Source organism: Coleofasciculus sp. B1-GNL1-01, from assembly GCF_040220235.1.
Taxonomy (GTDB): Bacteria; Cyanobacteriota; Cyanobacteriia; order Cyanobacteriales; family Coleofasciculaceae; genus Coleofasciculus.
In genome coordinates this window covers 91,319-107,365 of the sequence record NZ_JAVJTO010000031.1, presented here as the reverse complement: position 1 = coordinate 107,365, position 16,047 = coordinate 91,319, and the positions used below count along the sequence as shown (strand labels likewise).

Annotated in this window: 14 protein-coding genes and 1 pseudogene; 7 read left to right on the top strand and 8 right to left on the bottom strand. The window is 45.9% G+C overall.

Going from position 1 to position 16,047, the window contains the following annotated elements:
- Positions 1–129 precede the first annotated feature (129 nt).
- Both RID53_RS07815 and RID53_RS07810 read right to left on the bottom strand, forming a co-directional pair.
- Positions 130–519, bottom strand: coding sequence for a hypothetical protein (locus RID53_RS07815; RefSeq protein ID WP_446387571.1), 390 nt, complete (start codon positions 517–519; stop codon positions 130–132).
- 221 nt (positions 520–740) lie between these two features.
- On the bottom strand, positions 741–932 hold the full coding sequence (locus tag RID53_RS07810; protein WP_446387570.1) for a hypothetical protein: 192 nt from the start codon (positions 930–932) through the stop codon (positions 741–743).
- Positions 933–1,143: 211 nt separating this feature from the next.
- Between RID53_RS07810 and RID53_RS07805 the strand changes: the two are divergent.
- From RID53_RS07805 to RID53_RS07785, 5 genes and pseudogenes are all read left to right on the top strand, one after another.
- Positions 1,144–1,416, top strand: a pseudogene (locus RID53_RS07805) (zinc ribbon domain-containing protein); the annotation flags it as partial.
- Positions 1,417–1,420: 4 nt separating this feature from the next.
- Complete coding sequence (locus RID53_RS07800) at positions 1,421–1,672, top strand: hypothetical protein (protein ID WP_446387569.1); 252 nt, start codon at positions 1,421–1,423, stop codon at positions 1,670–1,672.
- A 50-nt stretch (positions 1,673–1,722) separates the two neighbouring features.
- A complete protein-coding gene (locus tag RID53_RS07795; RefSeq protein ID WP_044211041.1) occupies positions 1,723–1,980 on the top strand; it encodes a hypothetical protein in 258 nt (85 codons plus the stop codon).
- The gene (locus RID53_RS07790; RefSeq protein WP_446387568.1) at positions 1,977–2,270 is read left to right on the top strand and encodes a hypothetical protein; all 294 of its coding nucleotides are present in this window, start codon (positions 1,977–1,979) and stop codon (positions 2,268–2,270) included. The genes RID53_RS07795 and RID53_RS07790 overlap by 4 nt, the downstream gene beginning before the upstream one ends.
- A gap of 54 nt (positions 2,271–2,324) precedes the next feature.
- Positions 2,325–3,911 carry a glucose-6-phosphate isomerase gene (locus RID53_RS07785; RefSeq protein WP_446387567.1) on the top strand — a complete coding sequence of 529 codons (1,587 nt, stop codon included), beginning with the start codon at positions 2,325–2,327 and terminating at the stop codon, positions 3,909–3,911.
- Positions 3,912–4,026: 115 nt separating this feature from the next.
- On the opposite strand, the gene RID53_RS07780 is transcribed toward RID53_RS07785, so the two are convergent.
- From RID53_RS07780 to RID53_RS07770, 3 genes are all read right to left on the bottom strand, one after another.
- Entirely contained in the window at positions 4,027–5,868 is a 1,842-nt protein-coding gene (locus tag RID53_RS07780; RefSeq protein WP_446387566.1) for a tetratricopeptide repeat protein, read from the bottom strand.
- Between the two features lie 372 nt (positions 5,869–6,240).
- Positions 6,241–7,005, bottom strand: coding sequence for an ADP-ribosylglycohydrolase family protein (locus RID53_RS07775; RefSeq protein WP_446387565.1), 765 nt, complete (start codon positions 7,003–7,005; stop codon positions 6,241–6,243).
- Positions 7,006–7,222: 217 nt separating this feature from the next.
- Positions 7,223–8,086, bottom strand: coding sequence for an SWIM zinc finger family protein (locus tag RID53_RS07770; RefSeq protein WP_446387564.1), 864 nt, complete (start codon positions 8,084–8,086; stop codon positions 7,223–7,225).
- 397 nt (positions 8,087–8,483) lie between these two features.
- Here RID53_RS07770 and rsmD point away from each other — a divergent pair, with 397 nt between their 5' ends.
- A complete protein-coding gene (gene rsmD / locus RID53_RS07765) occupies positions 8,484–9,119 on the top strand; it encodes a 16S rRNA (guanine(966)-N(2))-methyltransferase RsmD (RefSeq protein ID WP_446387563.1) in 636 nt (211 codons plus the stop codon).
- A gap of 157 nt (positions 9,120–9,276) precedes the next feature.
- Here the strand turns inward: rsmD and petG are convergent, their stop codons facing one another.
- Entirely contained in the window at positions 9,277–9,390 is a 114-nt protein-coding gene (petG, locus tag RID53_RS07760) for a cytochrome b6-f complex subunit V (protein WP_006106132.1), read from the bottom strand.
- Between the two features lie 283 nt (positions 9,391–9,673).
- On the opposite strand from petG, the gene RID53_RS07755 reads away from it, so the two are divergent.
- Positions 9,674–10,048: a c-type cytochrome gene (locus RID53_RS07755; protein WP_044211069.1), complete on the top strand. Its 375-nt coding sequence runs from the start codon at positions 9,674–9,676 to the stop codon at positions 10,046–10,048.
- A gap of 40 nt (positions 10,049–10,088) precedes the next feature.
- Here RID53_RS07755 and RID53_RS07750 read toward each other — a convergent pair whose 3' ends face one another.
- Complete coding sequence (locus tag RID53_RS07750) at positions 10,089–11,528, bottom strand: O-antigen ligase family protein (RefSeq protein ID WP_446387562.1); 1,440 nt, start codon at positions 11,526–11,528, stop codon at positions 10,089–10,091.
- Between the two features lie 112 nt (positions 11,529–11,640).
- On the bottom strand, positions 11,641–15,720 hold the full coding sequence (locus tag RID53_RS07745; RefSeq protein WP_446387561.1) for a response regulator: 4,080 nt from the start codon (positions 15,718–15,720) through the stop codon (positions 11,641–11,643).
- Between the last annotated feature and the right edge of the window lie 327 nt (positions 15,721–16,047).

Sequence of the window (16,047 nt, the reverse complement as noted above, 5' to 3'; positions counted from 1 at the left end):
GGGAGGCGCTCGTCCCCCATTGGGGGGTCTGGGGGGCTAGTCCCCCAGATACAACTGCTATCTTTGACCCTATCTGTAACAAGAAGAAATGGGCTAAAAGCCGGATGGCTCAACACTTCAGCTAGTTTGTCACCCCCTGAGACGGTTGCCTTTTCTTTCAGAGGGGAAATGAGCTTCAACATCAGACGTATCCGTTACTCGCTCAGAATGCCATCCTAAATCAATCCGAGGACGCAGTTTATCAATACGTTGTTGTCTATCGATACCAGAGTGCGATCGCACATACTCCAATAATGCCCAAAGTGCTTGTTTACCCGGTGCAATTTCGCCATAGTCCGCTAGCTTTTCCACCATCTCCGGGATAAACGTTGCAACAGCACCATTCCAAGTGATGCGTTGTAACACCGATGCATCATTACCCAGCGCTAGGATTAGGATCGAGCGACGGCTGCGCTCATCTTCCATGAAGGGTTGGAGAAGTTCAACTAACTCATTGATGGTGTTCGCGTCTAATTTCACCGTCAAATTAACCTTTTACCCGTACCATTCCCATAAGCAAACTATAGCTTAATCGCTGGGAAATCTGTGGGAACCAATTGAGTCAAGGGCGACCCGACCCAATTGAGTAGATTGGTATTGTTAATTAGAGTAAGCGGGTCGCCCCTACAGGTTGTTCATTAACTTAGAAATCAAGTCTGAATCTTCATCGCTTGTCAAAGGTTGAATACGTTGTTCGGCATTTAAACCGTAATGTAAACAACGGCAAAATCGTTGTAATGCGTTAAGCGAAGCCATGCCGCAGGCTTTGCATCTTGCTCGCTACCCATTCCCAATTTAAATGCGTGACAGCTTAAAACCGTTAAAGTCTCTCTCCTGTCAGCCACTTGTCCAAACTGAGATAAAAAGCTGACAACTTCGACAGAAGCAACCATCTCCAGAACCGTCTAAGTCTAGCCGCGCCAAGATGCTATTCACTTGCGGTACATTTGCCAACGCCTCTGCAACTAAGCCTCTGCGATCGCAGAGGCAAAGTCTGGTAAATTTTGCACAATGCGGGTTAGTCGATGGAAGTCAGGCTGGGATAGGATAGCTGAATGGTCACAGTTACTGCTCCTATGCAAGAGAACGACTACATTTTGGCTCAAGACGAGCCAAATATGTCCCAATTGCTTAACAGAAACGGGCAAGAAACTATGATCAGAGCGTATCCATTCATGTAATCACTGCGGCTACACAACCGACAGAGATGTAGCCGTAGCTCAAATAGTCTGTATTAGAGGACTTGCAGCCGTGAGACACACGGTTGACCCTGAGCGACTTGTATCGAGCGGAGTCGAGATAAGCCGAAGGGTCAAGATGCTTTCTGAGGGTAAATTCATCGGAATCCCTGCGACGGAAGAATCACCGCTATTATAGGGCGGTGAGTGTCAATCAATTGGAGTATTCTTTGCTGATGAATTTACTCAGAGGTCGATTGCAACGCTTAACCCAACAGTTACCTGATTTAGTGGATCAACTCCCTGATGAAAGCTTGGCAGACGCCTGGAAAGTTCTGCAACCGTTCTATTATGACTTGTATATGCTCTGTGCCATGCAAGAATCCATGCGAACAATTCGACCCGGAGATGCGATGACTCGTGAAGAGGCGCTGCGACTGCTAAATCTGCCCTAAAATCTTTGCAGAAAGACTAGAATGATTCGTGGGGAATCGGGGTATATCCTGTGAGTCTAGAAGTACGCTATGCGCGGTCTTTTTTACAAGATCTCAAAAGCCTAGAGTCGGCTGCCTATCAGCAGGTCTATGACGTGGTTTTTGAGAAGTTCATGCATCTCAGAAGCATTCATGACCTGCCAGGGCTTCACCCCATCGGCTCAGATGCTATTTTTTACCGATTTACCATCGACAACTATATGGTAGGGATTGAAGTGACGGGTCACATCGTCAAGTTTTTGCGCGTGTTGCCCAAGCCGTATATTTGAAAGGCTTTCAGCAGGCAGAGGCAAAGAGAGCTGGGGGAGCAGAGGGAGCTGGGGAAGCTGGGGGAGCAGAGGAAGCTGGGGAAGCAGAGGGAGCTGGGGAAGCTGGGGAAGCAGAGGGAGCTGGGGAAGCTGGGGGAGAAGGGGAAACCATTGGAACACTTGTTGGTAGGGGAGGGTTGAGGAACGTAGGCGAAGTATTCTCGAAGAGTTGCAACCTAGTAACCCAACTCTTCAGACGGCAGATACAGCTGATAAGATTAAGCCACTGGAAAAGGAAAACTGACAACTGATCCCCGGACAACATACACTTGTGATTGGAAAAACAGGAATTTGAGAAGCTACTTATGGACGCCGCTGCACTCTGGCAACGCTATCAGGACTGGCTCTATTACCACCAAGGGTTAGACTTTTACCTCGACGTCAGCCGTATGCGATTTGATGATGCCTTTGTCGAGGCGATGCGACCTAAGTTTGAGAAGGCATTTCAGGATATGGAGGCATTGGAAAGGGGCGCGATCGCCAATCCTGATGAAAATCGGATGGTGGGTCACTATTGGTTACGAGATCCTGACATAGCGCCCACCCCCGAACTACGTCAAGATATCCTCACTGTCTTAGAGAAGATTGAATCCTTTACCACTAAAGTCCATAGTGGTGATATTCATCCCCCAGGTTCATCTAGATTCACTGATATTCTTTCCATCGGCATTGGCGGTTCAGCATTGGGTCCTGAGTTTGTCGCCGATGCCCTTGCTCCTAACGTCCCGCCCTTGGCGATTCATTTTATAGATAACACAGATCCGGCAGGGATTGATGCCACTATTGCTAAACTGCAAGATCGTCTGGCTAACACACTTGTCTTGATAATTTCTAAATCTGGAGGAACGCCGGAAACCCGCAATGGCATGATTGAGGCAAAAAAAGCTTATGAATCCCAGAAACTAGACTTTGCTGCCCATGCCGTGGCGATTACGGGTGAAGATAGTAACCTAGAGAAACTGGCAAAATCTGAAGGGTGGCTGGCGACGTTTCCTATGTATGACTGGGTAGGAGGACGCACCTCAGAAATGTCAGCAGTGGGATTGTTACCCGCCGCACTGCAAGGGATTGATATCCGCCAAATGCTGGCAGGTGCCAAAGAAATGGATAGTGCTACCCGTATCCACAATCTCCACGAAAACCCGGCGGCGCTGCTGGCACTTTCCTGGTATTTTTCGGGGAATGGTCAGGGTGAAAAAGATATGGTGGTTTTACCTTATAAAGATAGCCTGCTGCTATTTTCTCGCTACCTCCAGCAGTTAGTGATGGAATCCTTGGGTAAAGAAAAAGACCTCGATGGTAATACTGTACATCAGGGAATCGCCGTTTACGGCAATAAAGGCTCAACAGATCAACATGCCTACGTGCAGCAGTTGCGCGAAGGGGTTCCTAATTTCTTTGTCACCTTTATTGAAGTGTTGCGCGATCGCGAGGGACACTCCCCACAGCTAGAAGCCGGGGTAACGTCCGGTGACTATTTATCCGGTTTATTACAGGGAACCCGAAAAGCGTTGTATGACAATCAACGAGATTCGATTACCGTAACAATTCCCCAAGTCAATCCTCGCACGGTTGGAGCGCTGATAGCTTTATATGATCGGGCTGTAGGATTGTACGCCTCCCTGGTGAATATCAACGCTTACCATCAACCTGGAGTAGAAGCCGGGAAAAAAGCCGCCTCTGCAATTTTGGATTTACAGAAACGGGTAATTCAGGTGTTGCAGGATCAAGGAGAACCGATGTCTTTATCACAGTTGGCACAGAAAGCGGGGGCGACTGATCAGATAGAAGCCATTTATAAAATTCTGCGCCATCTCCACACCAATCAACGGGGTGTAGTTTTAGAAGGAAAACTGGGAGAACCGAGTAGCTTAAAAGTGTCTGCTGTTTAATCCTAAAGGGAGTCTTTTTCCCGAAAAACGGGTAAATTATAAAGTAGTGGGAGCATCTTGCTCCCTAATCTTGCTCCCTAATCTTGCTCCCTAGTCTTGCTCCCTAATCTTGCTGTTACCATAACCACTGCCACCAATGACGATTAGCCTTCTTATGAGTGCGGAGAATGGATAAATTTTTGCGAAAAATAGCCGTATTAGGATGCTCGTGTCCTAAGTGCTGTTCACTCAAACTTAATGCCTGAACTAATAGGGATTCTGCATCTCTGTAGCGTTTTTGAGCATTGTAGAGTCCGGCTAAATTATTAATGCTAGTTGCCACAGCCGGATGACAATTGCCTAAAAGACGTTTTCTCACCTCTAAAGCTTGCAAATAAAGGGGTTCAGCTTCACTGTAGCGACCTTGAGCATAGTACAATAATCCCAAATTGTTGAGGCTACTGGCAACATCAAGATGGCAATTGCCTAAAAGACGTTTTCTCACCTCTAAAACTTGCAAATAAAGAGGTTCAGCTTCACTGTAGCGACCTTGAGCATAGTACAGTCCTGCCAGATTATTTAAGCTGGTGGCAACATCAAGATGATGATTGCCTAACAGATGTTTTTTCACCTCTAAAGCTTGCAAATAAAGGGGTTCAGCTTCACTGTAGCGACCTTGAGTATAATAAAGTCCTGCCAAATTATTCAAGCTAGTGGCAACATCAAGATGTTCCTCGCCAAAAGCGGCTTGGGCGATAGATACGCACCGCCGAAACCAGGATTCTGCCTGATTGCCCACTCCCTGATGCTGATAAAATCTACCTAAGTGATCGAATAGCCAAAGTAAATCCGTTAATCCTTGACCTTTAGAGAATTTGCCCAAACTGTCAAATAAGCAGAGTAAATCTTCATCCCTTACGGCTGATTCTAGGGTGTGGGCTACTTCTTGAATGTGAGGCAGGATCTCCTCCAAAAACGTTATCTGCTCTCGGGTAGGATGATCAGGAATTTTCTGAACCAGTTCAATAAGAATAGCGGTAAAAGCCTGCCTGAAGTCATCAGCCTGAAGTTTTAGGGGTGGTGCTTTATTCTTGCTTTTTTGGGAAACTCCTGAATTAGTAATGTGAGGGTTGTCTCGTTGACACGAACAAGTGGAATTCGTAATCGGAAAATAGAGTTGCTGCTCAATCAGGCAATCTTCAGCAGACCCAGGGACGTCAGGATAAGGGGAGAGAAATGAAGACCATTCTCTAGGAGGTGGCGTCTGCGAGGCTGAATCCTGATCGGAAATTTGCTTTGGCAAAGAAGACTGAGTATCCGGTTGAGGTGGCTGGGAAATCGGCTTGGACGACGCCTGGGGTGGGAACGGAAAAGGAGGGTGAGACACAAAAACGGTGGGTGCATCCAATGTCTCCAGTTTTTTGCGAAAAAACTCCCGAATTAAGGGCTGAACTGTGTAGCAACCCCGGCGATTTGCCACTGACTCAATTAAACGCCACTGATACAGTTGAGTTTGCGCTGCCTCGAGATCGGCTTGTTTCCAATGCAAAACCTCACTGGCATAGTCTAACCATTGCCACCGCCAGAGGGTGGGGGCAAATAAGCTCAAAAGTTGACCAACCTGCTGGCTTAGGGGATTGAGTTCTCTCCAAACCCATTCCAAGATGGTGTTGATTCCCCATTGGAGTGTCGGTTGGCTTGGCGGCTGGCTTGCTGAATCAGGATGTCGCGCTTCCAGCCGTTTGAGCATATCAGTTAAAGACATATCGGGGTGTTTGGCTAAGTATCGCCCGACTAATTCTATGCCTAACGACAGATATCCCAGCCATTCACATAATAGGGGTACAACCGTCTGTGCGCCTCGATCTTGCAACATGCGCTCTTTACCCGCTAGGGCTGTCAAGAGTTTCCACGCTTGTTCGGGTGACAGCACATCTGGGGATTGATCCCCCTTACCGCCTTGATCTGGCTGCTGCATTATCATCTTTCATTTTAAATCGTTCAGATAAATGCTCCTCTACAAAGCGTGACAATCTACTCAGCAAGGAGTAAGGGTTCTGACTCACTGTTTCACAATGGCAACTTGCTCGCAGTCGGTGATGAGTGGTTTCTATCTTTCAGGTTGCAGTCTGAAAGGCACTCAAAGCCGTAAGACAATGTAAAACAAGTAATACAGTTAATATTCTATGATAATTTACGCAAACGCTGCAATCAGCGTCGCGCTGGGAAGTCATTGAAGTAGTGGTAAATTTTTCGGGAAGAATAGATTAAAGATGAGCCTACTGAACTGGTGTTCTACTCAGATATTGCATGAGGAGTCAAAAACCGATTGGCTGGTGATTGGTGCAACTTATGAAATTGAATACTTTAAATTAAACTGATCAGCGATCGCGCCGAGACGCTGATCAAGAATAGTTAATGTTTGTTGAGCTATTTCCTGGGGGACACCGCCATAAAAGGCTTGAGCAATCCCACCTGTAATACAGGCAAGCGTATCACTATCCCCGCCGATAAAAATAGCATTACGAATAGCATCTTCAAAGTCAGTTGATTCAAGAAAAGCGATCATTGCCTGAGGAATAGAACCCTGACAAGAAACTGTTGCAGGTGCAATCTGATCTATCGTTTGATTTAAGTCATAGTTAAATGTGGTTTCAACATAAGACTTGATTTCGGTCTTACTTTGACCTGTCCGGGCTAAAAAAATAGCCGAGGCTGTGGCTTGTGCGCCTTTAATTCCTTCGGGATGATTATGAGTAACCTCTGCACTGCGTTTAGCTTCTTGTAACACCGTATCCAGATCATCAAAGGCAAAACCAATCGGACTAACTCGCATCGCTGAACCATTGCCCCAACTATTGTAAGGTTCTGCATCATCTGATATTCCCCACGCCCGAAAATTCATGCCATATCCAGCATTCGGATACAGGCGACAGTATTCCTTGAGTTTTTCAGTGTAATTTCCTGACGTGAGAAGGGTATCAGCGACGGCGATTGTTAGTACCGTGTCATCGGTAAAATAACGCCTCGGATTAAACAGATCAAATTTTTTAGTTTTGATACTGTGTCCTTCATAAATTGAGCCAACAATATCTCCAGTAATCGCACCTAACATAACTGACCTTTCCTGATTGCACAACCAATAAACCTAAGCCAAAACCGTAGTTCAGCGCGGCTGCAAATACTAACCCGTTCCCAATAAATGAAAAAGCAGATAAGTCGGTAAGCTGTTCGGCATTTAAACCTTAATGTCAATGTTGAGTTTATTTCCACCAACCTACTTACCCTAAACAAAAAACAAATTCAGCCTTCTGCCTTGGAGACTTCTTGGATTAAGTTTCCCGATTCAGGGCAGACATCATCGCCTGTTGACTAACCAGTTGATAAACTTCCCGGAAATATTGCATGACACGACTATCAGCCGCTGCTAAGGGGATTGTCCCTAAGACATCCAATACAGTACGGTTGTCTGGAGGAGGAGTAATGACAACCAGAGAGGGATCAAGAGGTTCTTCGTATTGCCAGAATTGCTCAAGTTTAACTGGGGTATCAACGGCTGCTTCTCCCTCATTTGGTTGGTTCTCTAACCGACTGGATGTAACGGCGGATTGACTGGATTGGGACTCAACCGCTGCTTTTTTATCAGGTTTTAGTTCTACAGTCCCTGTACTCCGTAAATGACGCAAATCATCCAGAATTTGTGCTTTAGTACGTCCTCGTAACTGGAATAAGACAAAGGGATCTTCACTAAAGCGATCGCCTAATTGATAGTAAATTGCCCCAATATGTTTACAGGGGTTTTTGGGATCAGGGCAACTACATTTTGAATGAATATCCGAAAGCGTGAAAGGAAATAGGCTCAACCCATTAGCGGTGAACACTTGCTCAATATTTTCCGGCATTTCTCCAGCTAAGAGTTGAGCCGAATAAATAGCCTCTTGCGCCATCGTTTCCACCACATAACCCCAGTCTTCCTCGGTAAATGGGTCAATCGATAGGGAAACTTGATAGGGTTCTGGTTCTGTTCCTTGTACCCGTGCTAATACCTGGGGATCTTCAAACTCAATACTGAGGACATTGCCTTCCTTGGCGTATTTGCGGGCGCGTTCCAAGCGCTTTTTAAAGCGATAGGAATTGAGTAAGTCAATCCAGCGTTGTACCCACCAGGGAGGAGCTTCAATTTCGTAGGACTGCATAAGTGATTTATAAATTAAGTAGTCAGACTTTCATTAACGTTAACGGTTGAGAACAGGGAATAGGTAATACCCAATTTAAATGCACATCAGCTTAACAGGAATAGCTTGGACTTAAACTAAATGGCGCTGACTCCCATAGCTGGGAAATAAATTTCCGCATCAAAGCTAAAGTAAGAATCGAGCTTATTGAGTAAGTTTTTCAACCCGTTTTAACGGGTTTAAGCTTTTAGCCTGAACTTTAGTTCAAGGCTTAATTCAAGGGTATAATCATTGATATCATATCGTTTTGTTTAGTTCGTCTATCATACCCGTAGTTATTGGGACAAAAACTTACCCTTCTACCCCCCTACCCTTTTCCCACTATACACAACCGATGTTACCGGACTTGGTATGATTCATGAGAATATATGGCAACCGACAGCTAAAAACTTTACCTGGACTAGAAACCCGCCCGACATCAGCACGGGTACGGGAGGCGGTATTTAACATCTGGCAAGGTGCGATCGCCCAATCTCGTTGGCTGGATCTCTGTGCGGGTACAGGCGCTATGGGGGCTGAAGCACTCTGTCGCGGCGCATCTTTAGTGGTAGGCATTGACATAAAAGGCAAAGCCTGCTCCATTATGCAACAAAATTGGCGGCAAGTGGCTCAACCGGAGCAAACCTTTCAGGTAATACGAGGAGATGTGGTGGGACGATTAAAAACGCTGGCTGATCAGCAATTTGACCGGATTTACTTTGATCCCCCCTACGCCAGTGATTTGTACAATCCGGTTCTAGACGCGATCGCGCATTATCAACTCCTGGCTGATCAGGGTGAATTAGCGGTGGAATACAACCCGAAACACTGGACACCGCAACTGTTGAAGCCAGAGGACTCGTTTAAGGCAGAAGAGAAGCACGAAGGTGGCAAGGTAAAAGACAATTATGACTGTAGAGACGTAGCTAGCTACGTCTCTACACTGGAAATTTGCCGCCAGAAAGTATACGGCAACACCGCCTTAGTATTTTACCGCCTCAAGGGGAAGCTTTGACCCTTCGCGGCAATCGAGGGTATGGCGCGTGATCCTTCACTTCGCTCAGGGAAGCTAGTTTGTCGGGGCGGGTGCGAGGGAATTACATGCAAGCGATTGATGATGACCATACCTCAAACCCGCCCTGAGTGTAGAGACGTAGCATGCTACGTCTCTACTACAATTCCAATTGGTTCCCTCGCTTATATTGTAGGTACGCTGCGACAAATAACCCAGCCAGGGTAACCGGGATTAAGCCTAGAACAATTCCCGACAGCAATGGTTCAACCATGATCGTTCTCCAAATACTAAGTTTTTTTGCTTGTTTCTCATCCTACTAGCTGAGATGACCTAATCGCTACTCATTTGGGAGTCAACCGCTTCCCTACTGCTGGCTACACTACATTTATGATTCCAGCTTGCGTACTCAGTCCATAAAATTTAAGCTATGTTTATGAATCGACATACTTCTTTCTAATCTGTTACACTAATATCCTCCTGGGTAACTCTACCTGTGTTGCAGTGTGAGTCCAGTTCAACTTTGTTCAAAAATTCTCAACGTGGCAGGAGATCCCTTGGAGAACCAGCTTGACCAACCTCAAGTCCTAGTTCGGCGGATTATCATGGTGGTACTCGCCCTACTGTTCGTGATCGGCATCGGCATCTTCGGATTTCAGGTGCTGCAAGTTTCTGATCCCTATATCCAGAAAGTTTTGTCCCTCAACGGTGATCCAGTTCGAGGGCAAGCTATTTTTGAGATTAATTGTGCGGATTGTCATGGTATGCACGCCGATGGCAAGGTCGGACCGAGCTTACAGCATATTTCTAAACACAGATCCCCAAGTGGTCTGATTGAACAGGTGATTAGTGGTCAAACCCCGCCGATGCCCAAGTTTCAGCCGAGTCCTCAGGAAATGGCTGATTTATTAACCTATTTGGAAAAATTGTAACTAGGCGGGAAAAATTAAAGTTAACGGCTTCTTATCGTCATTAGTCACTTGTCAGGGGTTCCAGTTTGTTTTTGTTAGGTTTAGAAGCAGCCACACCAGCGATCGCGGATAGAAGTAGCCACCCCAAGGTATTCACCCGTAAATCAAAGAGTGTGACATCCAGCATATTGAATAGGATACAGCCGCCGAATGCGACTAAATAACTAAAGACAATTAATCGATCGCGACTTGAGAGCGATCGCGCTTGATTTATCCAGAGAACACCTTGCCCTAAAATCCAACCCACTAAGCTACAAAATAGAATTGTCGCCGGAATACCCACTTCAGCCGTCAACATCAGCATCAGATTATGGGGATGACCGAGCCACAGATCCATCTGCTGTTCGTAAAGCAACGTAAAGTTCCGCAATCCCCAACCTGTCCAAGGACGCTGCTGAGTCAGCGACAAAGCAAAGCGCCATTGGGTTATCCGCATCAACGCCACAGGGCGATCGGGATGAAGCTGATCGGTAAGTCGCGCCCAAAAGTAAGCTGGAACAATCATTCGCAACCCTTCTCGTAACGGTGAGGGACTAAACGCCGCTCCTAATACAGCGATAGCCGCAGCGACTACTATCCCCACCAAAGGGCGCCAGCCTTGATAAAGTGCAAAAGCCAAACCCACTACAATCACCCCACCCCAAGCATTTCGGGAATGAGTGAGGATGATCGCGATCGCATTAGCAATTTCCACTCCAGTTAAAAACAAGAGGACTCCCCCAACTTCCCCCGGAAGGGCGGGTTTAGTTAAGTTATCGGTTTGACACCATAAGTTATCCGTCAAACCCGCCCCTACACCCCCGGCTCCCTCTGCTCCCTCTGCTCCCTCTGCTCCCCCAGCTCCCCCAGCTCGCCAAGCTTGAAACATCTCAATCCATAGTCCCAACCCTAAAGTAAAGACAATTTGCAGATAAGCCGCCAGAATATTGGCGTACATGAACACAGAAGCCATGCGCCCTGGCGGATTTCCCTTTGCTTCTAATACCCAACCCAATAAGGCTGGAAACTGCGGCGGATGCGCCCAACCGAGAAATAACTGCCCGAAACCTAGAATCACAACCAGTACAGAAGGAATCACCAGAATCCAGGCGAGACGCCGTAGCTGGGCTGGTGTTTGAATTAAGGAACTGAATGCCGCAAAAAAAGCTAAGAATGGCAAGAAATTGGCTAAACCGAGGAATGCTTCGGTGGGATTATAGGCTTGACTGGCGCTGAAAATTAGCCAAAGACTCAAGATTCCCAGTCCCCAGTTTAGAGGACGCCGAATAATTCGGCGATAGTCTTGCCACCAGGTTCCGAGTAAGGCAAAACCCACACCCACAGCCCCCAAAGCAGGAAACCAGGGAAAGATAAAAAATCCGACTTGGGCGCAATTCCAAGCGCCTTGCAAGCGGGGTTGAGGGTGGCGACTGAACAGATATTTATCGATTTTTTTAAACACAAGTCAGAGGGCAGACAGCAGAAGGTTGAAACAGATAGGGAAGTGGCTAACCGACTTCTCAAAAAGTTTACAACGTCGGGTCACAAGAGCGAAGCCTAACTGCACTTGCACTCTACTGACTTTCACACTCAAGCGCCTGCTTCACCTGTTGATACTCCGTAATTGCCTGTAAGACTAACTGTTCCGCTTCGCCTATTGTACCCGCCCGTCCCAGGGCTTCTAATTGTTGACAAAGCTGGGCAAGTTTGAAAACTCCTAATGCCTGACTGCTGGATTTGAGACTGTGTGCTTTATGATACAGCAACTCAGTATTTTTTTGCTTAACGGCATCATGTATGGATTCTAACAATTCCGGCGCTTCTTGTAAGTAACAATTAATAACTTCGCTGAGTTCATCTCCTGCCATTTCTTGCAAGGTTTGCATCACTCCTGGATCAAGAACGGGCTGTTTCGTAGGCTGCTTCATTGTCGGAGGTTGACATTGACTCAAGACCTGTTTTAAAACATCAACATGAATAGGCTTACTCATATAATCATCCATTCCCGCCGCCAAACATTCTTCGCGATCGCCTTGCATGGCATTGGCTGTCATGGCGATAATCCGAGGACGGGCAGATCCTGAAAATTCCTGACAAATCTGTTGTGTTGCGGTTAATCCATCCATTTCTGGCATCTGGATATCCATGAGTACCACATCGTAGGATTGACGGTGTAACGCTTGTAAGACTTCTAACCCATTGGCAACACTATCGGGTCGATATCCCAACCGCTTCAGCATATTAACCGCCACTTTTTGGTTCACCACATTGTCTTCCGCTAAGAGAATTTTCAAGGGGAATCTGTGGGCAAAGGTGGGGTCATATTTGGATGAATGGGAACGAGTCTTTCTGGGTAAACTTACCTCCTGAGTCAGGATATTGACCAAGATATTGTACAACTGGGACTGTTTAATCGGTTTATGCAAATATCCGGCGATCGCCAGACTGGGGTTTGGCAATCCTGTGTCAGGCTGTGTCTCGACTTGCCCGATCAATCCTAACATGATTATGGGTAAGTTTTGGCAATGGGGATGCTGACGAATTTGGGTAATTAAACCCCAATTCTCCATCTGGAGAATCTGGGATGCCAAAATCGCTAAATCAAAGCGTTTTCCCTGGTCTAACCATCCTAAAGCTTCTGTGGTTGAGGCGGTAGCTTCTACTTGTATACCAAAGGATTGCGCTTGTTCGGTCAACATTTGCCGAGTCGCCGGATTATCTTCGACAATCAACAGGCGTTTATCCGTCAATACTTGCTCTCGATTATCGGGTTCTGAATCTGAGGAAACTGGAGTCGCGATCGCGGTGAAATAAAACGTCGAACCCACACCCTCTTGACTTTCCACCCACATTCTGCCTCCCATTAGTTCACTCAGTCGCTGGCTAATTGCTAATCCTAATCCTGTACCGCCATATTGACGAGTGGTTGACGCATCGACTTGGCTAAAGGGTTTAAATAGCCGATCCATTTGGGTTGGGGAAATGCCAATTCCTGTGTCACGCACCGCAAATTGTAAACCGATTTGATCATCCGGCATTTCGGCTGTAGAGGTTACTGAAATCACCACCTCTCCGGTTTCGGTAAACTTAACCGCATTACTGCCTAAATTCACTAAAATTTGGCGCAATCGGGTCACATCTCCCCTAATCATCTCAGGTGTTTGAGCGTCCATTAAGTAGGCTAACTCAATTCCTTTCTCTCTTGCCTTAGACGATAGCAGATCTAACGATTCCTCAATACAGGAACGTAAATTAAACGGATGTTCCTCTAAGGTCAGATTGCCTGACTCAATCTTAGAAAAATCCAGAATATCATTAATAATCGTCAGTAACGCATCGCTACTATTGCGGATGACATCCACAAAGTCTCCCTGCTGGGCAGTTAATTTCGTATCCAGTAGTAGGCTAGTCATACCAATTACCGCATTCATCGGCGTGCGGATTTCGTGACTCATCATGGCTAGAAAATCACTCTTGGTACGGTTGGCTGTTTCTGCTTCTTCTTTAGCCACTTTAAGTTGTTCTTGGGCGATTTTTTTCTCCGTAATATCAGTAATAGTGCCAACAAGACGGTAGGGATTGCCGTCGCGATCGCGAATACAGCGCCCCTTCGCTGCAATCCACAGATAATGCCCATCTCGATGTTTGATGCGATGGATATTTTCATAAATCTTGGTTTCCCCAGCTAAATGATGATTAATATCCTCGATTACCTGATGTAAATCATCCGGGTAAACATGATCAGACCAGCTTGATAGACGGTTGGGCAAGGGATTCTCCTCATAGCCAAGAATCCGCATCCAGACGGGAGAATAATACACCTCATTGGTTAAGATATCCCAGTCCCAAATTCCATCATTTGTCCCCGAAACAGCTAGTTCATAGCGTTCTTCTCGTTCCCGTAATAGGGATTCTATCCGTTTACGTTCTTTGATTTCGATGGCAAGTTCATCATTAATCAGTGATAGTTTTTGCGTGCGTTCTTGCACCCGTTCTTCTAAGGTTTCTTTTGCCTGTTTAATTTCCTGGAATTTCTGAGTCAGGACAGATGCCATCAACTGAAAGTTACTCACCAGGGAATGAATTTCCCGGACTCGGCTTTGAGACCAATCAACAGGAACAGTGTTATCCAGAAGTTTTTGGGGCAAGTTAGTTGTTACCTGTGCTAATTTGAATAAAGGTTTTACTAATCGATGGCTTAACAGGACAGAAACCAGCAATGCTAAGACCATAATCAGCAGTGTTGTTGCCAGGTTTTGCAGGTAGAGTACTTCTAAGTTATCAATGTAAGGAGCAGTCGGAATTTTAAGAATTAACGTCCAAGGAAGATCGGGATCGAGTGAGACTTCTTGGATATGAAAAGAATTTCGCCAACGCACCATGATTGGTGTGCCAGGATCTTGGGGTAACCACTGAAAAATATCAGCATCAATGGCACGAATTTCACCGCCTTGACGCGGATCAAAGGGTTCCATTATACTCACATTCGACTGGGTACTGGCAATCAAGTTATTTTGATGATCAACCAATGTTATTTGTAATCCCCGTTCTTGGATATTCAGTTTTAGAAATTCCTGAATGTGACTTAAATCTAAGGAGCCATAAGCAATACCACGAAAACGATTATTGACTATGACTGGCACACTTAAGCCGACATGAGGTAATGGATACGCATCATCAATATGTACATCGGAAAGAATTGGCTTTAAACTAGCGGCAGTTTCCTCCAATAACGAGTGTTTGGCAATATTCAAGCCGATGATTGATTCCCCGTCTGGATTGAACGGGGGTTGAGCGGCAATTATTGTGCCATTGGTATCGGTGACATAAGCCTTAATAAAATCAGCAAAACTGCGTTTAATTAATTCGGTACTTTGCTGTAAAAAATCCGAGGGTTGCTCTGGAGATTGAGCGGCAATCTCAGCTATTTCCTCAACTGCATGTAAATGCTGCTGATACCAAAAATTCAGGTTGGCGGCGAGGGATGCAGATGTGGCGTTGAGTTCAGTACGAATGTCTGATTCAATAGTGTTGAGAATTTGCCGCCCGTTAAAAACTGTTAAAATTAATACCGGGAATAAGACAAAAGCCACAAAGAGATTAAAAACCGTCTGCTGAAGCGAAAGTCGGTTGGATTGGTGTCGAATAGTTAACCAATTTTGTAATGGCAAATTCGTGACAATTAGCGTGGCAACCAAGGCATTAAAGATACTATTAACTGATTGCTTCAAGATAATCAACCAGGTTTGAGTTGCCCCAACATTTAAAACGCCTCCATAAAATAACCCAACCAGAGGCATACCAATCAGCACCCAATAGATACCAGCGAGAAGCAGCATATTTTCCGTCTTACGGTGCAACAGCAAGCTAATAAACAGGGCTTCCCCGGTAAAAACAAGAATGGCGTAGGGATGTCCCCAAAGAGTGTAGGTATAACTGCTGGCAATGAAGGCGGCTAAAGTTCCCCAGAATATGCCATAAAAATACACCACCATTAAGACGGCAATACTGCCAAATAAAAAGTCCACCCCAAAAAATAGGGATAGACTGAAATAGTTGCCTAAATACCCAGTTCCAATCAGTGCGATGAGTAAGAGGTTAACGCGCTTAAACAGGGCGGAAAATCCTTTGATAAAATGAAAAGGGAATTTCATAGATGAGAGAGCGTTGTCTGGTTTATCTGGATCTAGACGTGGCAGAATGACCAGAGACTGATCATTACCTGAGTTGGATTGAATCCACCTTAGATCTAGCTTAGACTCAGATATTGCATCTGTCGCTTTTTTCAGAAACTATCGGGATTGTCGAGATTTTCGGGATTATTGGGATTATTGGGATGATCGCGGTTGCAGGGGCGAGTCGCTGCACATCGTAGGTGGTGTGAGAATTAACCTATCTCGACTCGCTCTTTTCTAAAGGTACTCGGCGGAGGGCGACCCGATAACATTAAGGGTTGGGTGGTGTAAATTGAAGGCGGCGGG